The organism is Ensifer sp. ENS06 (genome assembly GCF_014852205.1).
Taxonomy (GTDB): Bacteria; Pseudomonadota; Alphaproteobacteria; order Rhizobiales; family Rhizobiaceae; genus Ensifer; species Ensifer adhaerens.
Map to the genome: position 1 here is coordinate 88,010 of NZ_JACVBC010000006.1, position 20,396 is coordinate 108,405.

19 protein-coding genes are annotated in these 20,396 nt (G+C 61.9%); 8 read left to right on the forward strand and 11 right to left on the reverse strand.

What is annotated here, in order from left to right:
• Positions 1 to 36: 36 nt before the first annotated feature.
• On the reverse strand, positions 37 to 81 hold the full coding sequence (trpLE, locus tag IB279_RS21390) for a trpE operon leader peptide TrpLE (RefSeq protein WP_178385070.1): 45 nt from the start codon (positions 79 to 81) through the stop codon (positions 37 to 39).
• A gap of 124 nt (positions 82 to 205) precedes the next feature.
• The gene (locus IB279_RS21395; protein WP_112772280.1) at positions 206 to 2,308 is read right to left on the reverse strand and encodes a TonB-dependent hemoglobin/transferrin/lactoferrin family receptor; all 2,103 of its coding nucleotides are present in this window, start codon (positions 2,306 to 2,308) and stop codon (positions 206 to 208) included.
• Between the two features lie 296 nt (positions 2,309 to 2,604).
• Here IB279_RS21395 and IB279_RS21400 point away from each other — a divergent pair, with 296 nt between their 5' ends.
• A complete protein-coding gene (locus IB279_RS21400; protein ID WP_090298421.1) occupies positions 2,605 to 3,513 on the forward strand; it encodes an extensin family protein in 909 nt (302 codons plus the stop codon).
• On the opposite strand, the gene IB279_RS21405 is transcribed toward IB279_RS21400, so the two are convergent.
• Complete coding sequence (locus IB279_RS21405) at positions 3,510 to 3,992, reverse strand: thioesterase domain-containing protein (RefSeq protein WP_090298418.1); 483 nt, start codon at positions 3,990 to 3,992, stop codon at positions 3,510 to 3,512. The genes IB279_RS21400 and IB279_RS21405 overlap by 4 nt on opposite strands.
• Positions 3,993 to 4,202: 210 nt before the next feature.
• Here IB279_RS21405 and IB279_RS21410 point away from each other — a divergent pair, with 210 nt between their 5' ends.
• Entirely contained in the window at positions 4,203 to 4,712 is a 510-nt protein-coding gene (locus IB279_RS21410) for a DUF1993 family protein (RefSeq protein WP_089045023.1), read from the forward strand.
• An 85-nt stretch (positions 4,713 to 4,797) separates the two neighbouring features.
• On the opposite strand, the gene IB279_RS21415 is transcribed toward IB279_RS21410, so the two are convergent.
• The 8 genes from IB279_RS21415 to IB279_RS21450 all read right to left on the reverse strand — a co-directional run bounded on the left by IB279_RS21415 (position 4,798) and on the right by IB279_RS21450 (position 14,670).
• Positions 4,798 to 6,477 (reverse strand): formate--tetrahydrofolate ligase, encoded by a 1,680-nt coding sequence (locus tag IB279_RS21415; RefSeq protein WP_112772281.1) that lies wholly within the window; start codon positions 6,475 to 6,477, stop codon positions 4,798 to 4,800.
• 166 nt (positions 6,478 to 6,643) lie between these two features.
• Positions 6,644 to 7,870: a DUF2333 family protein gene (locus IB279_RS21420; RefSeq protein WP_034788906.1), complete on the reverse strand. Its 1,227-nt coding sequence runs from the start codon at positions 7,868 to 7,870 to the stop codon at positions 6,644 to 6,646.
• A 3-nt stretch (positions 7,871 to 7,873) separates the two neighbouring features.
• Positions 7,874 to 9,163 (reverse strand): DUF6638 family protein, encoded by a 1,290-nt coding sequence (locus tag IB279_RS21425; RefSeq protein ID WP_112772282.1) that lies wholly within the window; start codon positions 9,161 to 9,163, stop codon positions 7,874 to 7,876.
• A 19-nt stretch (positions 9,164 to 9,182) separates the two neighbouring features.
• On the reverse strand, positions 9,183 to 11,099 hold the full coding sequence (locus tag IB279_RS21430) for an AAA family ATPase (protein ID WP_192339792.1): 1,917 nt from the start codon (positions 11,097 to 11,099) through the stop codon (positions 9,183 to 9,185).
• 2 nt (positions 11,100 to 11,101) lie between these two features.
• Positions 11,102 to 12,250: a hypothetical protein gene (locus tag IB279_RS21435; RefSeq protein WP_034788914.1), complete on the reverse strand. Its 1,149-nt coding sequence runs from the start codon at positions 12,248 to 12,250 to the stop codon at positions 11,102 to 11,104.
• Positions 12,251 to 12,308: 58 nt separating this feature from the next.
• The gene (locus IB279_RS21440) at positions 12,309 to 13,397 is read right to left on the reverse strand and encodes a hypothetical protein (protein ID WP_060606673.1); all 1,089 of its coding nucleotides are present in this window, start codon (positions 13,395 to 13,397) and stop codon (positions 12,309 to 12,311) included.
• Positions 13,398 to 13,618: 221 nt separating this feature from the next.
• Entirely contained in the window at positions 13,619 to 14,005 is a 387-nt protein-coding gene (locus IB279_RS21445; protein WP_112772313.1) for a cytochrome c family protein, read from the reverse strand.
• Between the two features lie 77 nt (positions 14,006 to 14,082).
• Positions 14,083 to 14,670, reverse strand: a complete 588-nt coding sequence (locus IB279_RS21450) for a thymidine kinase (protein WP_034788924.1) — start codon at positions 14,668 to 14,670, stop codon at positions 14,083 to 14,085.
• 249 nt (positions 14,671 to 14,919) lie between these two features.
• Between IB279_RS21450 and IB279_RS21455 the strand changes: the two genes are divergently transcribed.
• The 6 genes from IB279_RS21455 (at position 14,920) to IB279_RS21480 (ending at position 20,379) form a co-directional block, all read left to right on the forward strand.
• Positions 14,920 to 15,876: a choline ABC transporter substrate-binding protein gene (locus IB279_RS21455; protein ID WP_034788927.1), complete on the forward strand. Its 957-nt coding sequence runs from the start codon at positions 14,920 to 14,922 to the stop codon at positions 15,874 to 15,876.
• An 82-nt stretch (positions 15,877 to 15,958) separates the two neighbouring features.
• Complete coding sequence (choW, locus tag IB279_RS21460; protein WP_034788930.1) at positions 15,959 to 16,804, forward strand: choline ABC transporter permease subunit; 846 nt, start codon at positions 15,959 to 15,961, stop codon at positions 16,802 to 16,804.
• A complete protein-coding gene (choV, locus tag IB279_RS21465) occupies positions 16,801 to 17,850 on the forward strand; it encodes a choline ABC transporter ATP-binding protein (RefSeq protein ID WP_034788932.1) in 1,050 nt (349 codons plus the stop codon). Before choW ends, choV begins: the two co-directional genes overlap by 4 nt.
• A gap of 93 nt (positions 17,851 to 17,943) precedes the next feature.
• A complete protein-coding gene (locus IB279_RS21470; RefSeq protein WP_060518950.1) occupies positions 17,944 to 18,687 on the forward strand; it encodes a HugZ family protein in 744 nt (247 codons plus the stop codon).
• Positions 18,688 to 18,806: 119 nt separating this feature from the next.
• The gene (locus IB279_RS21475) at positions 18,807 to 19,151 is read left to right on the forward strand and encodes a helix-turn-helix transcriptional regulator (protein WP_034788940.1); all 345 of its coding nucleotides are present in this window, start codon (positions 18,807 to 18,809) and stop codon (positions 19,149 to 19,151) included.
• Positions 19,152 to 19,341: 190 nt separating this feature from the next.
• Complete coding sequence (locus IB279_RS21480; RefSeq protein WP_112772284.1) at positions 19,342 to 20,379, forward strand: Gfo/Idh/MocA family protein; 1,038 nt, start codon at positions 19,342 to 19,344, stop codon at positions 20,377 to 20,379.
• The last annotated feature ends 17 nt before the right edge of the window (positions 20,380 to 20,396 follow it).

Below are 20,396 nucleotides of genomic sequence, written 5' to 3' on the forward strand. Positions count from 1 at the left end.
TCATCTCTCAATCACGCATGACTGGTCAAGGCCGCTTCAGCGAGCCCACCACCAGATCGAAATGTTGCGTGCGTTTTCCATGGGCGAAAGTGTTAGCTTGGGTTGCGGACTTGCGCAAGCGGGAAAGCGGCGCGCATCGTCACGGTTGCGCCAAAAAAAGAGGCGGCCCCGAAGAGCCACCCCGACTGGAATTGATCTGATCCTATCAGAACTTCGCCTTCGCCGTCACCAGGAAGGTGCGGCCGCGGCCGGTATCGATCGTGCTTCCGGCAATGGTGCTCGAAGAAGGCGTATAGGTCTTGTCGAACAGGTTCGTGACCTGGGCCGTGACTTCAAAGCCGTTTTCGAACTTGTAGTTGGCGAAGAGATCGACGAGACCGTAGCCCGGAACGGTCGGCGGCGTACGATTGATTTCGCCGACAAACGCGTTCGAAACGGCGTAGAGGCGCGTACCGACCGTCAGGCGCTGGTCTTCGAGGAAGCGGGCGCCAAGCGTTGCGCTGACAATGTTTTCAGGCAGGTAGCTCTGCACGCCGAAACCATTGATCTGCGACGGCAGATCGCTCTCGGTGTAGGTGTAGGCAAGGTCGCCGAAGACGTATCCGGCGTCATACGCCGCCTGCAGCTCGAAACCCTGGACCGTCGAGATCCCGGGATTGTTGACGAAGAAGATCTGACGACCGCCGTTGAGCATCGCTGCGGTGATGTAGTTGTCGACGCGGTTATGGAAGTAGTTGGCCTTGACCCGCAGGCTGTCGCTGGGATCGAGCAGCCCGTCGAAGGCGAAGTTCGCACCGATTTCCCAGCCCTTGGAGGTTTCCGGCTCAAGAAACGGATTGGGGAAGAACGACTGGCCCGACGGTCCCGGATGTGTGCCGCCGGCGAAGGTCTCGTTGACCGTCGGCGAACGCGAGGTTTCCGCGTATGTAACGTATGGCTGGAACCACTCCGTCGGGTTGAGCGCGACCGTGATGCTCGGGTTGAGGCGACCTTCGGACTTATCGACGGTGTAGGGGCCGGCCGGCAGACCGATCGGGTTGCCGGCAACGACAGCGCCGGAGCCATCGAGGCTGAAGTGATCCCACCTCAGGCCTGCCGTCAGATCCAGCATGCCATAGGTGAAGGTCGTATTGCTGAAGACGCCGGTGGTGGCATTGGTGCCGCTGCCGTTGACGCCGGCGCCCGGCCGGGCCGTGCTGTTGATGACATCGTAGTCGTCGCGGAAATACTCGACGCCGTAGTTCGCCTTGACGGCAACGTCGCCAAGGTCGAACAGAGAGGTGTTCGAGATGTCAAAGCCCTTACCCGTGTCGGTGATGCGCCGACCGGCCGCCGTGCCGCCACCGCGAATGTCGGTGTCGTACTTCATCTTTAGCCGGTTCCAGTAGGCGTTCGCACGGAAATCGATGAGTTCGTTGTCCGGCGTGTAGGAATAGCTTGCAGAAACCGTCTGGTTCTTCACGTTCTGGAAGTAGGAGTTCGCGAAGAAGTCGTTGTCATAGGTGAGGCCGGTGAGCTTGAAGGTGTGATCCTTGTCCGGCGTCACTTCGAACTTCAACAGGCCCGACAGAAGGTCCTCCTCGGTGAAGGGTACCTCGACCCCGTTGCCGTTGTCATAGTTGCCGGGATCAGCCTTGCTGATGCCACCGAGCACGGAGAAGACGTCATTGAAACGGTAGGCGCCGATCAGTGATTCCGACCAGCCGGCACCGTTTGTGCCGTACGTAGCCGAAGCAATGCCACCGTAGTTCTTGCCGTCCTGGATCAGGTCTTCGACATCATAGGTCCGGAAGTTGACCGAACCAGCCAGTGCACCGCCGCCAACCCCGGTCACGGCGCCGCGGGTCACATCGATTTCGGAAAGGAATGCCGGATCGAAATAGGCAAAACCCTGGGCTTCGTGGCCGGTGAAGCGGAAGTTCTGGCGCACGCCGTCGATCATCATGTTGACGCGGCCGGAACCCTCGAAACCGCGGATGTTGACCGCGACGCCCGGGTTTTGCGGGTTGTTCGCGGTCGAGGTGCCGGGAACGCTGCGCAACAGGTCGTCAGTCTCCTGCCCCGATTGCAGATCGATCTGGTCCGTCGTGACGACGCTGACAGGGCCGGGCTTGGCATAGGGGTCAGCGGTGCGCGCGCCCTTGGCAACGATCGGCGAGAGGTAAGTTTCGCCCTTCTTTGTCTCCTCGGCCTTCTCTTCCGACTTAGCCTGGGTTGTTGCGCTTTGCGCGAATGCGACGGTAGCGACTGAAATTGCAAGAGTTGTCGTGCAAGCCAAAAAAGCCAGGCGACGATGCCGGGTGAGCATGGACCAATCCTTTGATTTTCGGAGGCCGGGCTTGCTGTTGAGCGGCAAACTCAAGGGGCTGGCTGGGCGGTAGATTCTAGAGCGGCGCGACATGTCGTCGCCTCATTTAAGCCGCATAAAAAACATGAGTGTTCTTGTCAACATACAAAGGCAGTCCCCACAATTTATGGGGTCGTGCCAATTCGAGGCGTTGCTAAACTGCAACGCTTTTGCCGAAGGCCGGATGAAACCAGATCCGGTTCCGTGCGTTCCCTCCCTTCCAGGCCCCGCTGCGGGGGCAATGCGAAAGGACCCGGATGCGTCGCTCTTTTCCCTTGATCCTGCTGTCACTCCTGATCCTCACCGGCGCCAGCCTGCCGAAATCCGGACCGATCCCGCTAAAAAAGCCGCCGAGCGAAGCGGGAGAGAAAGAGGCTGCTCCCACACCCGAAGAGAAACCGGCGACGCCTACGGACGGTGGCAAGGCCGATCAGCCAGAGGTGCCGACTGGCGACGAACAGCCCGTGCCGCAGCCAAAGCCCAAGGACGGGAGTGAAGGAGCGGCGAAGGATCAAAAGCCGGCCACAGGCGAAAAGGACCAGCCCGCCGACGACAAGAAAGAGGAAAAGCCGGCACCGATCGTCTATCCGCCGGTCGAAGCGGAGGACGCCGCCGACTACGCAAAGTGTGTCGCCGACCTGAAGGCGATCGGAGCGACGTTTGTCGAAGCCAAACGCATCGACGACGGCAAGGGCTGCGGCATCGACAAGCCACTGGAGGTCACGAGCATCCTGCCCGCCGTCACACTCGCGCCCAAGGGGCTTATGCGGTGCGAAACGGCGCTGGCGCTTGCACGCTGGACCAAGGAGACCGCACAGCCGGCCGCCGAAGTCGCCTTCGACAAGACCATCAAGATCAAGGCGCTGAACCAGGCATCGACCTATATCTGCCGCCTGCGCAACAATGCGACGACGGGCAAAATCTCCGAGCATGCGCACGGCAACGCCGTCGACATCGCGTCCTTCACGTTAAGCAACGGCACGACGATCGCCATCCAGCCGCGCGACGAGGATGGCACCATGGACGGCGCCTTCCAGCGCGCGGTCACTGCGTCCGCCTGCCTCTACTTCAAGACTGTGCTCGACCCCGGCAGCGACGCCGCCCACGAAACCCACCTGCATCTCGACGTCATCGAGCGCCGCAACGACTACCGCTACTGCCGCTAGGAATGAGCCTCCTTGCGCTGGCGCTCGTCAGGCGTTGTCGTAGCCAGGGCGACAAACTCGCCCTCGAAGCGACCGGCCAAGGTGTCGCCGTCGAGGAGGTCGGCAACGACCACGGCGCGCGCCCTGCCCCGACGTTCGAGCAATCGCAGAAAGCCCGGCCATTGCCCGGCGTCCGCCAGCGACGAGCGTGCGGCGAAAGCGCCGGCGACCGGCTTCAGATAATCCATCCGGTTGCTCTGGATCACCAGGCGCGCGACAACGCCGCTTTTGCGCATGCGCACATGCAGCAGCGACCAGGCCGACAGGATCGCGAGCGCCGAGGCGCTGCCGCCGAACACCGTGTCACGGTGGTTGATGTTGGGCGCAAGCGGCGCCGAGAGCAGCACATGATCGTCGCTCACCGCATCCACGCGGACCTGCATCGCCGCTGACAGCGGGATGTGGTTATGAAGATAGGACTGGAGTTCCTCTGGCGTCATCGTGGCATCCCTGATGCGTTCCTGCGCGGATCAGTGCACGAGACCACGTGTCCTGACCAGAGCAAGGCGCCTGCGTCCTGTCGTCTCCCGCAAGCCTCCCGTAGCCCAAAAGATACCGGGCTGCGCGCCTTGCAGGAGCCCGCCCCGGCTCCCAAATACGGCGCGAGGAAAATCCACCCGTTTTTGCGCCTAATCTCAAGGAAATCTGTCATGGCATTGACGATGTACCAGCTCTCCATTCCCGCACTCGTTCGCGGCCTTGGTGTCCTCACCAAGCTGCTCGACAAGGCAGAGGCTTTCGCTGAGGAAAAGGGCATCCCCACGGATGATCTCTTCCACGCCCGGCTGGCGCCCGATATGCTGACGCTCGCCGGCCAGGTGCAGCGTGTCAGCGACACCAGCAAGGGCCTGGTCGGCCGGCTGACGTCGATCGAAGTGCCCCGGTTCCCGGACGAGGAAAAGACGTTTGACGAACTGCGCCAGCGCATCGCCAAGTCCGTCGCCTTCCTTGAAACGGTGCGCCCTGTCGATCTCGAAGACAGCGACAGTCGCGAAGTCGTGCTGAATTTCCCGAACCTGAAGGTGACGCTCACGGGTGAGGAATACCTGCAAAAATTCGTGCTGCCGAACTTCTACTTCCACCTGACGACCGCCTACGACATCCTGCGCCACAAGGGCGTGCCGCTCGGCAAGGCAGACTTCCTCAGCCTCACCGCCTGATTTCCGCCGCGGGAGACCCCGGACACAGCAATGCCGCGCATCCACCCGGATGCGCGGCATTGTTTTTCAGGCAGGCAGGAAGCGCCTAGAACAGCCCTTCGATGTAGCCCTGATCATTGAGGAAGATCTTTTCCGACGAAGGCACCTTCGGCAGGCCGGGCATCGTCATGATCTCGCCGGTGATCACCACGATGAAGCCGGCGCCGGCGGCCAGCCGCACTTCACGGATCGGCACAGCATGGCCTGTCGGCGCACCGCGCAGGTTCGGATCGGTCGAGAAGGAATACTGCGTCTTTGCCATGCAGATCGGCAGATGGCCGTAACCCTGATCTTCCCAGCTGCGCAGCTGGTCGCGCACCGACTTGTCGGCAATCACCTCGCTCGCATGGTAGATGTCCTTGGCGATCGTCTCGATCTTGTGGAAGAGCGACATGTCGTCGGGGTAAAGCGGCGAGAACTGCGAGTGTCCCCCCTCGGCAAGTGCCGCCACCTTCACCGCCAGCTCCTCGATGCCGGCGGAGCCCTCGGCCCAATGGCGGCAGAGCACCGCTTCGGCGCCAAGCGTCGCCACATAATCCTTGATAGCCTGCACTTCGGCCTCGGTATCGGAGGTGAAGTGGTTGATCGCGACGATGACGGGTACGCCGAACTTCTTGACGTTCTGCACATGCCGGCCAAGGTTGGCGCAGCCCTTGCGCAGCGCTTCCAGATTTTCCTTCCCGAGGTCGTCCTTCTTGACGCCGCCGTTCATCTTGATCGCGCGGACGGTCGCGACCAGCACCGCGGCATCCGGCTTCAGCCCGGCCTTGCGGCACTTGATGTCGAAGAATTTTTCCGCGCCGAGATCGGCGCCGAAGCCGGCTTCGGTCACCACATAGTCGGCAAGCTTCAGTGCCGTCGTCGTCGCAATCACCGAGTTGCAGCCATGGGCGATGTTGGCAAAGGGGCCGCCATGGACGAAGGCGGGGTTGTTTTCGAGGGTCTGCACCAGGTTCGGCTGAATAGCATCCTTGAGCAGCACCGCCATCGCCCCATCGGCCTTGATGTCGCGCGCAAAGACCGGGCTCTTGTCACGGCGGTAGCCGATGATGATGTTGCCAAGCCGCTGCTCGAGATCCCTAAGATCCGCCGAAAGGCATAGGATCGCCATGACTTCGGAGGCAACGGTGATGTCGAAGCCGGTCTCGCGTGGATAACCGTTGGCGATCCCGCCGAGCGAGCCGACGATGTTGCGCAGTGCGCGGTCGTTCATGTCCATCACCCGCCGCCACGAAATACGACGGACGTCGATGTTCTGCTCGTTGCCCCAGTAGATGTGATTGTCGAGCAGCGCCGCCAGCAGATTGTGCGCCGAGGTGATCGCGTGGAAATCGCCGGTGAAGTGGAGGTTCATGTCCTCCATCGGCACAACCTGCGCATAACCGCCGCCGGCAGCACCGCCCTTGACGCCGAAGCAGGGCCCGAGGGACGCCTCGCGGATGCAGATGATCGCCTTCTTGCCGATGCGGTTCAGCCCATCGCCGAGGCCCACGGTCGTTGTCGTCTTGCCTTCGCCTGCCGGCGTCGGGTTGATCGCCGTCACCAGGATCAGATGGCCGTTCTTCTTCCCGCGCTGGCGGGCGATGAAATCAGCGCTGATCTTCGCCTTGTCATGGCCGTAGGGCAACAGGTCCTCCGGCGGTATGCCGAGTGCGGCCCCGATCTCCAGGATCGGCTTTTTCTTCGCCGCGCGCGCAATCTCGATATCGGACTTGACCTCCGCCATGACAGTCCCCTCCCCAGGGTCTCGTTTTTACCCGCGCCTTTCAAGGCGCAGTTCATGATACCGGAGCGGGATGAGGAAACGCGTCTGCGGTTTTCGACCCGCGTCCCGCTTGAACTCAAGTAATCGGCAGCGCCCGGATACTCGGGCGCCACCTTACCGTTCGGTCTTAGCGCGCGAGGATGTCGCGCATCTCGACGATGTTGGAGCGGACGCGCAGCGTATAGAAGCCCATCGTCGCCAGATGCGTCGGCATGATCCAGCCGGCTTCCTCGCCATTGGAGATGATCCATGGCTGGATGCGGAGTGCTGCCCGCAGTTGCTTGATCGTTTCCGTCCAGATCGGCAACAGGCCGCGCTGGGCGACGACGTTGTCGAAGTCGGCACCGGCAGCCGAAAGGATGCCGTAGTAGCCGTAGAGCTGGCCATAGGCGAACCAGAAGCGGTCATCCGCACGCGTGTCGAACCAGCCGCCATTGTGGTTTTCCGAGCGCTCGCGCAGGATCGCCGAGGTGTTGCCGAGGTCGTTGGCGACACGGTCGAGGAACTCGACGAGGTTATCGGAGCGGCCGTCGAAAATCGCCTCACACTTGCTGAGCGAGGTGTTGAAAGACCTCAGATCCTTCATCGCCGCGCGATAGAAGCTCGGCGTCGGAGTTTTCGGACCGAACGGGTTGATCCCGAAGTACCAGGTCTCTTCATCGAACTGCATGTTGCCGCGCGCGCTCTGCAGGGCGTTGTTGATGCCCGAGGTGCCGCGCATGCGACCGAGCGAGTCGACGAGCTCCACGGAAGTACGGCGGATCGCCTGGTTGACCCCGCGCTGGAACGACGCCTTGTTGTCGAGCCAGGGCGTGTCGTCCCAGTCGAGCCCGAAGAGACCGACCTTGTAGAGCAGCATCGACGAGATCCAGGCATTCTCGTTGACATTGAAATCGATGAGGTCGGCGGTGACATCGACGATCGCCGACGTCTGGCACACGGTGCCGGCCGGCAGTTGAACGGCCGCGAGCGCCTCCGGCGTCGATTCCATCGGCTGCGTTGCGACACCCGCAAGGTTGTTGGCAGTGCCGCCGGTCGTCGACTGTCCCGTCGACGTCGCACCGGGGCCGCTCATCGGCGAGCCGGCGGGCACCTTGCGCTCTGCCAGCTTGTACTGGTCGATGTAGTCTTCGTTGAAGTTCGTCCAGGCCTGGGTCTGCCAGATGAAGTAGCCGTAGAACAGGACCAGACCGATGAGGATGAGGCCGATCGGCCCCTTGAGCAGCCAGCTGCGCTGCCGGTACCAGTTGCCCGCCGCCACGAAGGGCCAAAGCAGCCAGGCAACGACGAGCCCGATGCCGCGCCCGATCGCGGTGAAGACACGCTGGAAAAACGCAACGATCGGATCGAACATGTCCTATTCCTCTCTGAGCCCATAGAGCTTGTGGCGGAAGGCCGCCTTGTCTTTCAGATATGTGCCGGTCAGCGTCGCCACAACATACTCCTTGAAGGTTTCGCTATAACGCTCGTAGGCGTCGTAGAAACCTTGCTTGTCGAAGACGAAGCGCGAGACGAAATCGCGGGGCACGAGCTGGGATATCAACCGGTTGACCAGCCACTGGTCCGGATGGGTGGGTGCTGCGCGCACCAACATGAAGCGATTTGCCGGCGCCACGTCCTGCATCCTGATCGTGCCGGTGGCAGCGACCGTGCGGATCATCTCCTGCAGGAACGGATAGGCGCCGTCTTTCGCGACCGCGGCGGCATATCGGTGCATCCAGGTCTGCAGCCAGATCCGGTCGGCATTGGCAAGATCGGCCGTCGGGTCGCTCTCGTTGATCAGCCCGCGCACCACCATGTCTGCGCGGTGCTGATAGAGCCCGGAATCCTCGACCCAGGAGGCCTGCGGCAGTTGCAGCCGCTTGGTCGAGGCGAGGAAATCGTAGATCCGGGCGTGATCGTTTATGGCGACATAGCTCACCTGCCAGGGCCGCGAGCGGCGGAAGCCTGGCACCGAGGGGTCGCAGATGACTGTCGTCGTCTTGTCGTCGAGAAAGACATAGACGCCGCCGAAATGATTGGCCCAGAAGGCTTCGTGATGGAAGACGAGCTGATCCGGCACCAGTGCGTTCTGGCGGATATCGCCGGTCTGCTTGGCAAGCTCGACCATACGCGTCAGCATCTCGTCGTCGGCCCAGGCCGTCGGCACCTTCTTCAAGCGGTCGACCAGACCACGCAGTTCGGCCGCCTTGCCGAGCATGTCCTCGGCCGAAAGCACCCGGAACCGCACCTCGTTGATCGACAAGAGATCGTCGATGTCGTTTACGACCGAGACCGAATCCTCGATCTCGCCATAGAGCGCATCCTTGATGGTAATCGCGTTGATCGCACGGCTGTTGGCGTTGAAGAACTCGTGCATCAGCGCGGCCGTGTTGGAAAAGCTCGTATGCACGACCGGCAGCTCCGCCTGCTCCGGCGTCATGATGATGAAGCGGCGGTTGACCCGGTTCGGATCGAGGTAGTCACGATCCCCCAGTTCGTCGGCGATCTCGGGCGAAAAGCCGGTCATGTCGATGCTGAACTGGGTCAGCGCCGTCGGTCGCAGGCCAAACCCTTCGAGCGCCTTGTTGTAGCGCGCGATCAGATGCGGCTCGGAGATATCGAGCAGCCGTCCATAGATGAGTTCCGCTTCAAGCAGGCGTTTCATCGGTCAGTTTTTCCTAGCATCACCCCTGCCACCGGCCGTCGCGTTTCATCGCCTCGATCTCGCGGATCGCCTTTTCGCGCTGGCGCTCGCGGCGGATGATGTCGGTGACGGCCGCATCGTCCGACTTGTCGGTGTAGCGGAATTCGCTGTCGGCGTAGCGGTTGATCTCCTGCAACACCATGTCGACGGTGATCGGGCCACGCAGCGCCTCGATCATCGCTTTCTTCTCGTCATAGCCCTTGTGCATGAAGGAGCCGGCGTCCTTGAACCAGTCATCCGGCAGTTCCACGTCCATTGCTCTCAGCTTGATCGCGTCGGTGATGTTCTTGATCGCCCGACCGGTAAAGCGCGGCTCGGCCTCCTTGATCATGTGCAGATAGGCGCCGACATCGGCAAGCGAGGCGATCGCGCCCTTCTCCTTCTCGTAACGCTCCCAGACAGCGACGAGGCCATCTTCCTTCGGCCGCGCGTGCTCAGCATAGGACTGAGCAACCGCGCGTTTGATCTCCTGCCCCTCGAAAAGCTGGTGCTCGCCAAGCGGGATCTTGTGGTTCTTGCCGACGAGCAGCGCGAAGATGTCGATGTAGTCGTCTTCGGTCTGCGGCCCGTCGACCAGCCAGCGGGCGCCAGCGCGCTGGCGCAGCGCGTCGTCGACATTCTCCGGGTAGTTGGAGAACATGCCGAAGGTGCAGTTGCCGCGCACCACGGTAGAGGCGCCGGCAAAGCTCTCCATCAACACCGCCGTCACCTCGTGCTGGCCGGCAGAGGCTCGATCGTCGGAGCGCTTCGCCGCCACCTGGTCGACATCGTCGATCGTGCCGAAACCGATCGCCCGCGGATTGATGACGTTGTTGACGAACTCCTTGCAGTTCTGCCCGGACTTCCCCTGATAGGAGGAGATCTGGTCGACGCCGAAGTTCTCGTAGTGGAAGGCGTAGCCGGCGATCTCGCAATAGTCGTTGAGCATGCCGGCCAGCATCTGGATCAGGATCGTCTTGCCGGTGCCCGGCATGCCGTCGCCGATGAAGGTGAAGAGGAAGCCGCCGAGCTCGACGAACGGGTTCATCTGCCGGTCGAAGTCGTAGGCCATCAGCATCTTGGCAAGCTTCAGCGCCTGATACTTGGCGATGTGGTTGCCGATGATCTCCTCGGGCTTCTTGAAGGTCATGACCAGCGGCTTGCGCTTCTGGCCGGGTGCGACGTCCAAACCGTTCAGCGTAAAATCGTCCTGGTCGAGCCGGATATGCACGGTCTCGAAGCTCTGCAGCCCGGTAAAGCGCGCCTTGCGGGCAATCAGCCCTTCGATCGCCACCCGCGAGAAGGCCCGCGCCCGGGCGGTCAGCGCCAGATCATCGGGGGCCCCGGCAAGACCGCGATCGAGCGCCGAAATCAGGCTCTTCAGCGCGTCCTGCGGCGTGTCGAACAGGAAGTCGGGCTCGACAGCATCGTCGACCGGCTCGCCCTCGCCCGCCAGGGTCGCGCCGAGATAGGCAGCGAGTGTGAAGGCCGCGACGTAAGCCGAAGCCGACAGCAGCGCCTTGAACTGGTTCGCCTCCTCTCCGCCAAGCGGCGAGGTGGCGTTCTTCGCCTGCAGCTGTTCGAGGCTCGTCTGGCGGGCAAAGACATCGACGACGGCCAGCGCCACCTGGATGCCGCGCCGCGTCCGGTAGAGCACGGCGTGCTGGGCCGGAGAGAACATCGGGTCGCCCTGGCGCACTGCCTGGATCGTCTTCGTCAGTTCCACCTCGCGCGTGCGCCGCTGGCCGCCAGTCGAAACTGTCGACACGAAGCGCCGGCCGGTGCCGGCAAGCGACGTTCCGGCGGCGGCATCTTCCCGCTCCAGGATAATGAGCTTCGTCACCAACCCTTGCGCCACCGCCTGGTGCTTGGCGATATCGTCCTCGTGCAGCGTCGTCAGGCCTGTATTGAGTGTCATCGTCAAACCTCGCTCACGACCTGATTGCCCGAAATGACGTGGACCTTGTAGTCGCCGAACACCTGTTCCGCCTCGCCGGCGGCATAGAGCGCCTGATAGGCGTCGTGCGGCACCAGCGCGTGCTTCTCGTAGGAAGAAACCCCCATGCGCGTCGCTTCCAGATTGGCGGTGTCGATGTGGAATTCTTCCTGCGCCGGGGTCGACGACCAGAAGCCGCGCTTGGCCGGCCGCTCCGATTTCGAGAAGACCTCCTGCACCGTCCAGGTCAGGAGCCAGGCGTTCTCGGTCTTGCGTACCTTCGAGAGGATGTCGTTGATGCGCGCATTGTTCTCGGTGATCCCGGCCGAGTAGAACGGCCCTAGCACGATGCGGCGCAACTGCTTCGGATGCAGCTCGTCAAAATCCTTGTCGAGATTGGTGGCGATCGTCACCGGTGTCAGCGAATAGCTGCTGTTCTTGGACGCAAAATCGTCAAAGCGGCTGGCAAGCTCCGGATTGAGCAGGCCGCCAACCGGCAGAGGAATTTCCACCTGCGGGTTGAGCTTGCCATCAGCGGTCACCAGCATGTCGACGATCTTTTCCGAGGAATCCTCGATCGTCGCCATGTAGACCATCGGCAGAGTATTGGCTCCGTCGAAGGCGCCCCAGCTCACGATGTAATAGGGCCGCATCGTCTTGGAATTGACGGCGACACGGATGGTCTCCGGCAGGATGAAGGGTGAAAAGATCTCGCCCTTGCCAATCTGCTCCAGATAGAGCCGCTCGGCCATGCGCGTCTGCAGCGCTTCTGGAAAAGCCTTCTGCCTCAAGATGAAGTCGACCATTTCGTCACGCAGCGCATCGGCCGATGGAATATCGGCCAGGCGCTTCGTCGCCGTCTGGCGATCGTTCTCCAGTTCCAGCACGTTCTGAAAGACCGGAAAGCCGCTTTCGGCGCGCGAAATCCGGAACTGGTCGACGAAGCCGATCCGGTTCTCCCAGCAGTCGATCGAGGCCTTCAGCCGGCCAAGATAGGGAACGATCACTTCGCCGACGACGGTGTTGCGATAGAGCGGCGAGTTGCGGTCGCCGAGAAAGAGCTCAAGCCCGGCGAGTGCCGCGTGGATCGACGCGAAATACTGTGCGACAGCGGATGAAGCCGCGACCTTCATGCAAATCCCCGTGGCGCGTGCCGAAAGGCAAACTCGGTTCGGATCATGCGCCGCCCGTTCACTGCTTCACGTAATTGGCAGTGTTGTGCTTGTCCATGACAGCCTGGAAGCGGCGGGCAAAGGCATCGTCTGCCAGCTTCTTGCGGCGCTGGATATCCTGCGTTGAAAGCATGTTCTTTTCATGCATTTCCAGGAGATCGCCGATGTGGCGTTGCGCTGCGGCACCGATGCCGGCCATCGTCTCCTCGGCGGCCGTGTCGACCTGGCTGCCGAGCGTGTTGATCTTGTGCGCGACGTCCTGCTGGGCGGCGGTCTTCAGCGAATCTTCCAGCGCCTTGTAGAGGACGATGCGCTGCTCCGTATCGATCGTCAGCTTGTTGATCAGCGTGTTCTGCGCGGCGATCTGGTTGTTGAGCGAATCGACGAAGGTCTGGAACATCGAGGTATAGCGCTCGAGCGTCTGGCTCTCGGCCAGCAGTTCCTGCTCCTTGGCCTGCTTCTCGTTATATTCGGTCGCAAGCGCGGAGCGCTCGCCTTCGAGCTCGGTGCGCACCTTCTGCTCGGTCGAGGCGGCGATGCGGTTTTCGATGTCGAGCAGCAGCGGGTTCAGTTCCTCGATGCGCTTCTGCACCGCTTCGAGGTTCGCCATCGTGCCCTTGCGGCGCTCGATCACCTGGATCAGGCTCTGCTCCGAAGTCTTGTAGCGCTGGTCGAGGATCGACTTCTGTTCCTTGAGGATGCCGACGATCATGTCGGACTTGGAAAGCAGTTCCTGCAGGTTGCCGGCAAGCGACATGTTGCGCACGCGGTCGGTGCGCATGCGCTGCATCTTCTGCTTGGAGAAGATGCCGATGAACTTCTCGTAGCCCGTATAGTTCTTCATGCTCTCGAATTCGGAGCCGAAGACATTGGTCGCGTCCTCAAGGCCGATGATCAGGTCGGCGATGTTGGCTTCCATCACCTTTTGCTGGTTGATCACGTCCTGGATGCGGGCATTCTCGATGTCGAAGTTGACGTCGCCGAGCTTGGTTTCGGCCTTGGCGAACTGTTCGAGCACGACACCTGATTGTTCGAGCTTGCCGCGCATCTGCTCAACGACGCCCTTCGTCTTTTCGATCTCCGCGTCAAAATTCTGAAGAGTCGCCATGTCCTGCCCCTCGGTCCACCGCGGCGATATCCGCCAGCCCGGCTGAATTATTCAGCCTTCGATTGCAGTTATATAAAGGGTGTTTACCGAAAGAGAACAAGCCTTTCCCGGCAGCTTTTTGATCAGCCACCACAGCGAAGTGCTTGAGATATCGACGGCATTGCCGCGCGCAGGTCCAGGAAAGATGGGAAACGGCTTTCCGTCCGGGGTTTGCGTCGTCCCTATTTGGCAGCCGGCGGCGCCTTCAGGTAGGCAATCACGTCGGCGATGTCCTGCGGCTTCTTCAGACCGGCAAAAGCCATCTTGGTGGCACCGACCATTGCCTTGGGGCTCAGCAGATATTCGCTCAGCGTCGCCTCGTCCCAGACGCGCCCCTCAGCGCCGAAGGCCTTCATTGCATCGGAGTAGTTGTAGTCGGCGACGGATGCGGCCGGGCGTCCGACGACACCCATGAGGCTTGGGCCGACGCGGTTTGTCGGCTCGCTTGCCGTGTGACAGGCCGCGCATTTGCGAAAGACGGCAGCGCCAGCCGTAGCGTCGCCGCCGGCATGGGCGACCGTTGCGCCAAGACAGAGCGTGATGGAAAGGCTGGTGACGAGACGCAACATCGAAGACCCCTGGCGTGCGATAGAGGCGAAGAATGGCATCGCGCGCGTTGCGGTTTCAAGCCGCCACGACGCCGCACTCACTCGCAGCGCATCAGGTCGTCCCAATGGCGCCGGCAATAGGAGACATATTTCTCGTTGCCGCCAACCTCGACCTGGGCGCCCTCGCGCGCGACCTTGCCCTCACCGTCCAGGCGCACGACCATCGTCGCCTTGCGGCCGCAATGGCAGATGGTGCGCACCTCGCGCAGCTCGTCGGCAATCGCCAGCAGCGCCATCGAGCCCGGAAACAGCTTGCCCTGGAAATCCGTACGCAGACCATAGGCCATGACCGGAATGCCGATGCGGTCGGCGACGCGGGCGAGCTGCCAGACCTGCCCCTCATTGAGGAACTGCGCCTCGTCGACGAAGATGCAGGCGATCTCGCCTTCGCCATCCGAGTGCAACCGATCGATCAGCCCATAGAGATCGTCGTCGCCGTGAAAGGGAATGGCGTCCGCACCAAGACCAATGCGCGAGGAAATGCGGCCGACGCCGCCCCGGTCGTCATGGGCGGCGATCAGCATCACCACGCGCATGCCGCGCTCCTGGTAGTTGTAGGAGGCTTGCAGGAGCATCGTGCTCTTGCCCGCATTCATCGTCGCATAGCTGAAATAGAGTTTGGCCATAGTCACCGCGTCCGGTTTTTCCGTTTTTTGGGTAATGACGAGGCTTGGCCGGGAAGGCCAGAGCCCGTTTGCAGCACCCACAGTTTTTCGGCGGACTAGACTATTTCGTGGACATTGCGACATCGAGCGTCGCATCGTGCACCCCGCCAGCATATTGACGCAATACACTTCCTCCGACATCAAAGCGCTTGAATTCGCTATCCAATGGTGTTTGGCTAAAACAATAATCGAGGCAGGGGAACGACAACGATGAAAAAACGACTCTCTCTCAAACTGATACTGGCAGGCGCCGTTTCGGTCGTCGCCATCACCGCTCAGCAGGCTGCAGCTGCCGAGCCGGAAAGCTGTGGCACCGTCCGTTTCTCCGACGTCGGATGGACGGATATCACCGCGACCACTGCCACCGTTTCCACCGTTCTAAAGGGCCTCGGCTACCAGACCGACATCAAGGTTCTCTCGGTTCCGGTCACCTACACCTCGCTCAAGAACAAGGACATCGACGTCTTCCTCGGCAACTGGATGCCGACCCAGGAAAACGATGTTCGTCCCTTCCTCGACGACAAGTCGGTCGAATCCTTCGGGCCGAACCTGGTCGGTGCCAAGTACACGCTGGCGACCAACGCCAAGGGCGCCGAGCTCGGCATCAAGGACTTCAAGGATATCGCCACCAAGAAGACCGAACTCGACGGCAAGATCTACGGCATCGAGCCGGGTAATGACGGCAACCGCCTGATCATCGACATGGTCGACAAGGATACCTTCGGCCTCAAGGGCTTCGAAGTGGTCGAATCCTCCGAGCAGGGCATGCTGGCGCAGGTCGCCCGTGCCGAAAAGGACGGCGCGCCGGTCGTCTTCCTCGGCTGGGAACCGCATCCGATGAACGCCAACTTCAAGCTGACCTACCTTTCGGGTGGCGACGACATCTTCGGCGCCAATTTCGGCGGCGCGGAAGTCTTCACCAATGTGCGTGCCGGCTACACCACCGAGTGCCCCAACGTCGGCAAGCTTTTGACCAACCTCAAGTTCTCGCTCCAGATGGAAAACGAGATCATGGGCAAGATCCTGAACGACGGCCAGGAGCCGGACAAGGCGGCCGAGGAATGGCTGAAGGCCAACCCGACTGCCGTCGACCCGTGGCTCGCCGGCGTGACCGCCAAGGATGGCGGCGACGGCTTGGCCGCAGTCAAGGCCGCGCTCGGCCTCTGATCGGCATCAAGGCGGGGAATGACCCCGCCTTTTTTCACCGCGTCATGCGCTCCTTTTTGACCTGACGAGACGGATTACCTTCGTGGAATATCTGACCGATAACCGCATCCCCATCGGCGGCTGGGCCAAGGCATTCGTCGACTGGCTGACGACGAATTTCGATTTCTTCTTCGACCAGCTCGCCCGCTTCCTTCAGGCCGTCGCCGACTCGCTGCTCTGGGTGCTTTATGCCCCGCACCCGCTGATCGTCGTCGCCGTCATCACCGGGCTCGCCTGGTGGTTCCGCCGTTCGATCGGCATAACGCTGTTCACCGGCCTGGGCCTGCTCCTGATCATCAACCAGGGCTACTGGAAGGAAACGACGGAAACCCTGGCGCTTGTGCTCGCTGCCACCGCCGTGAGCATGGCCGTCGGCGTGCCGCTCGGCATCGCAGCCGCCCGTCGCCCATGGGTCTACGCCGTCATGCGGCCGATCCTCGACCTGATGCAGACGATCCCGACCTTCGTTTATCTGATCCCGGCGCTGATCCTCTTCGGCCTCGGCATGGTTCCGGGTCTGATCGCGACCGTGATCTTCGCCATTCCCGCACCGATCCGGCTGACGCGCCTCGGCATCATCTCGACGCCGCCGTCGCTGGTGGAAGCCGCACAGGCCTTCGGCGCGACGCCCGGCCAGGTATTGCGCAAGGTGGAGCTGCCCTTTGCCATGCCGCAGATCATGGCTGGCCTCACCCAGACCATCATGCTGTCGCTGTCGATGGTGGTTATCGCCGCGCTCGTCGGCGCCAGCGGCCTCGGCGTTCCGGTCGTGAGAGCCTTGAACACGGTCAACATCGCCAAGGGCTTCGAAGCTGGCCTTTGCATCGTCATCCTGGCGATCATTCTCGACCGCCTTTTCCGCTCGTCCGACGAAGGAGAAGGCGCATGACCAACGCCGTCGTTTTCAAGAATGTCGACATCATCTTCGGCAACAACCCTCAAGTCGCGCTGCAGATGGTCGACCAGGGCAAGACCCGCGACGAGATCGGCGCCGAAACCGGCCTCGTGCTCGGCGTCGCCGGCGCCTCGCTCGAAATCACCGAGGGCGAGATCCTCGTGCTGATGGGGCTTTCGGGCTCCGGCAAGTCGACGCTGCTTCGCGCGGTCAACGGCCTTGCCCCGGTCGTGCGGGGCGACGTCGAGGTGAAGACCGCAAATGGTGCGCTCAATCCCTATCGAACCAATCCGAAGTCGCTGCGCGACTTCCGCATGCACACGGTCTCGATGGTGTTTCAGCAGTTCGCGCTTCTGCCCTGGCGCACCGTCGCCGACAATGTCGGCTTCGGGCTTGAGCTTGCCGGCATGCCGGACGCCGAACGCAAGGCGCGCGTCGGCGAACAGCTCGAACTCGTCAATCTCTCGAAATGGGCGGGTCGCAAGGTCAACGAGCTTTCAGGCGGCATGCAGCAGCGCGTCGGGCTTGCCCGCGCCTTTGCGACCGGTGCACCGATCCTGTTGATGGACGAGCCGTTCTCGGCCCTCGACCCCTTGATCCGCACCCGCCTGCAGGACGAGTTGCTGGAGTTCCAGCGGCGGCTGAAGAAGACCATCATCTTCGTCAGCCACGATCTCGACGAGGCCTTCCGCATCGGCAACCGCATCGCCATCATGGAGGGCGGGCGCATCATCCAGTGCGGCACGCCGCAAGATATCGTCAAGAACCCGGCCAACCAGTATGTCGCCGATTTCGTCCAGCACATGAACCCGATCACCATGCTGACGGCGAAAGACGTGATGCAGACCGGCGTCCAGCGCGGAGTGACTGTTGCCGGCGTGACCGCGACGGCCAAGCCCACGACACCGCTCGTCGACATCCTCGACGCCATGTCCCGCCAGCCGGGCAGCATCGGGGTCGTCGACAACGGTTCCGTGGTCGGTACGATCGACGCCCAGGATATCGTCCAGGGACTGACGCGCCACCGCAACAAAAGTTGACGAAGCCGCTCAACAAGCCAATAAAAGCCCGGAGCGTCGTTCCGGGCTTTTTTCGTCCCGGCAACGACCGCATGGCAGGAAAAGGGAAAGACCATGAGCGACAAGCCGAACGTTCTGCGCGACACCGATAACGAAGCCCGCACGCTGGCCCGCACGCTTCTGCGGGGCGCGCGCAGCGCATCGCTTGCGGCGATCGAGCCGGAGAGCGGCGGCTTCCCCTTCGTCAGCCGCGTGCTCGTCGGCATGGATGTCGACGGGGTGCCTGTCATCCTGATCTCGAAACTGTCGACACACACGCAGGCGCTGCTGGCCGACGCCAGGGCCTCGCTCCTGACCGGCGAGCCTGGCAAGGGCGACCCCCTCGCCCATCCTCGCCTGACCGTGCAATGCACCGCCGAACAGGTTGCGCGCGACAGCGAAGCACATATCCGCATCCGCGAGCGATTCGTCCGCCGCCACCCCAAGTCGAAACTCTACGTCGATTTTCCCGATTTCGGCTTCTTCCGGCTGTCGCCGCTGCGTGCCAGTCTCAACGGCGGCTTCGGCCGCGCCTATGTTTTGACCGCCGAAGACCTTCTGATCGACACGCCTGCCATCGCCTCGCTCGCCGCGATGGAGGCGAACGCGATCGATCACATGAATACGGATCATTCTGACGCAGTTCAGCGCTATGCGGTGAAGCTCTGCAAGGCACCGGAAGGCAACTGGAAAGTCGTGGGTATCGACGCCGCGGGGCTCGATCTTGCAGATGGCGATCAGCTAAAACGCCTTGAGTTCCCGACACCTATCGAAGATAGTTCCAATTTACGGGCAATTTTGCGTGAACTTAACGGTTAATCGCTGGAGAGCTACCCCCATTTCTTGCAGTAGGTGGTTGCCCTTTTATGCATCACGACTAATTATCTTGCTTCGTCAACCATAACTACGTGTGATGTAATTTTCGCATGGAGCACGCAATGCAGCCACTTTCGCCTGAAAAACACGATGAAGCCGAGGTAGCAGCCGGTTTCCTCTCGGCCATGGCAAATCCTAAGCGCCTCCTCATCCTCGATTCCCTCGTGAAGGAAGAGATGGCAGTCGGCGCATTGGCCAACAAGGTTGGGCTGAGCCAGTCGGCTCTCTCCCAGCATCTTTCTAAGCTCCGTGCTCAGAATCTCGTCAGCACCCGTCGCGATGCGCAGACGATTTACTATTCGAGCTCATCCGACGCGGTCATGCGGATTCTAGGCACGCTCAATCAAATCTACGGTGACGACCAGAGCGCCACTGCAGAAAAGACTCCGGTCCGTAAATCGGCCTGATATTCGGTCCGCATCTGCGGACCCGTTCGAACAGCCCCACACGAGAAATCGCGCGGGGCTTATTCTTTGGCGGATAGTCTTCCCAGTTTGCACGCGAAAGGTGCCGGCGCTTGCTGGCATTTACCGAGCCTTGAGACTTCCGGGGCACGATGCGCCGCGACAGAATCAGCCGGAAAGCGGACATCGGGATATGCGTGACAAGGTCCGCTGGGGCATCGCCGGAACCGGCACGATCGCAAACAGTTTTGCCTCGGACTTCCGCTTCGCAACCCATGCGAGCCTCGTCGCCGTCTCGTCCCGCAGCGCGCAGAAGGCCGAGAGCTTCGCTGGGCGTTTCGGCGGCATCCGCGGCTATCAGGGCATCGAGGCACTGGCGGCCTCTCCCGATATCGACGCGATCTACGTCGCCTCACCCAATGCTGAGCACTTTCAACAGGCCACCCTCGCCTTGGCCGCCGGCAAAGCCGTTCTCGTCGAAAAGCCGCTGACGACGTCGTCGGCCGACGCGCGCACGCTTGCAAACGCCGCTGCCGCCGGCAGCACCTTCGCCATGGAGGCACTGTGGACCTGTTTCCTTCCGGCGATTTCCAGGGTTCGCGAACTGCTCGCGGCCGGAACGCTCGGCGCGATCCGCCATGTCCGGGCGAACCTCGCCTACGAGAAACCCTTCGATGCCGGCAGCCGGTTCTTCGATCCGGCGCTCGGCGGCGGGTCGATGCTCGACCTCGGCATTTATCCGATCGCCCTTTGCCTCAATCTGTTCGGGCACCCCGGGTCCGTCGATGGCACATGGAAGCGCGCGCCGACCGGCGTCGACAGTTCAGCCAAGATCAAGCTGGCCTATGACGGCTTTGACGCTGAACTCGGCTGCGGCTTCGATCGAAACGGGCACAATCGCTTCGTTATCGAGGGCGAGCGCGGCACGCTGGTTATCGACACACCGTTTCTGAAGGCAAGCCGCCTCTTCGTTTCCACCGGCGGCGCGGCGCGCAAGCTACTGGCTTTCAACGGAAAAACGGCCTACCGGCTGGCCCGGCATATCCCACTGCCCGGCCTTACCCGCCACGATCATCACTTCCCCGGGAGCGGCCTGCAATTCGAGATCGAGGCAGCAAGCGCGGCGATTCTCGAGGGCCGCAGCGAACATCCGTTGATGCCGCTATCGGCCAGCATAAAGGCCCTGGAAATCATCGAGACGGTCCGCTCAAGGACACCTGAGGCAGGCTAGTTCTACCTCGAAACGGA

Excerpts from the sequence above, each read along its gene's own strand:
- IB279_RS21395 (WP_112772280.1), bottom strand. The coding sequence starts at position 2,308 with ATGCTCACCCGGCATCGTCGCCTGGCTTTTTTGGCTTGCACGACAACT.
- IB279_RS21400 (WP_090298421.1), top strand. The coding sequence starts at position 2,605 with ATGCGTCGCTCTTTTCCCTTGATCCTGCTGTCACTCCTGATCCTCACC.
- IB279_RS21405 (WP_090298418.1), bottom strand. The coding sequence starts at position 3,992 with ATGACGCCAGAGGAACTCCAGTCCTATCTTCATAACCACATCCCGCTG.
- IB279_RS21410 (WP_089045023.1), top strand. The coding sequence starts at position 4,203 with ATGGCATTGACGATGTACCAGCTCTCCATTCCCGCACTCGTTCGCGGC.
- IB279_RS21415 (WP_112772281.1), bottom strand. The coding sequence starts at position 6,477 with ATGGCGGAGGTCAAGTCCGATATCGAGATTGCGCGCGCGGCGAAGAAA.
- IB279_RS21420 (WP_034788906.1), bottom strand. The coding sequence starts at position 7,870 with ATGTTCGATCCGATCGTTGCGTTTTTCCAGCGTGTCTTCACCGCGATC.
- IB279_RS21425 (WP_112772282.1), bottom strand. The coding sequence starts at position 9,163 with ATGAAACGCCTGCTTGAAGCGGAACTCATCTATGGACGGCTGCTCGAT.
- IB279_RS21430 (WP_192339792.1), bottom strand. The coding sequence starts at position 11,099 with ATGACACTCAATACAGGCCTGACGACGCTGCACGAGGACGATATCGCC.
- IB279_RS21435 (WP_034788914.1), bottom strand. The coding sequence starts at position 12,250 with ATGAAGGTCGCGGCTTCATCCGCTGTCGCACAGTATTTCGCGTCGATC.
- IB279_RS21440 (WP_060606673.1), bottom strand. The coding sequence starts at position 13,397 with ATGGCGACTCTTCAGAATTTTGACGCGGAGATCGAAAAGACGAAGGGC.
- IB279_RS21445 (WP_112772313.1), bottom strand. The coding sequence starts at position 14,005 with ATGTTGCGTCTCGTCACCAGCCTTTCCATCACGCTCTGTCTTGGCGCA.
- IB279_RS21450 (WP_034788924.1), bottom strand. The coding sequence starts at position 14,670 with ATGGCCAAACTCTATTTCAGCTATGCGACGATGAATGCGGGCAAGAGC.
- IB279_RS21455 (WP_034788927.1), top strand. The coding sequence starts at position 14,920 with ATGAAAAAACGACTCTCTCTCAAACTGATACTGGCAGGCGCCGTTTCG.
- choV (WP_034788932.1), top strand. The coding sequence starts at position 16,801 with ATGACCAACGCCGTCGTTTTCAAGAATGTCGACATCATCTTCGGCAAC.
- IB279_RS21470 (WP_060518950.1), top strand. The coding sequence starts at position 17,944 with ATGAGCGACAAGCCGAACGTTCTGCGCGACACCGATAACGAAGCCCGC.
- IB279_RS21475 (WP_034788940.1), top strand. The coding sequence starts at position 18,807 with ATGCAGCCACTTTCGCCTGAAAAACACGATGAAGCCGAGGTAGCAGCC.
- IB279_RS21480 (WP_112772284.1), top strand. The coding sequence starts at position 19,342 with ATGCGTGACAAGGTCCGCTGGGGCATCGCCGGAACCGGCACGATCGCA.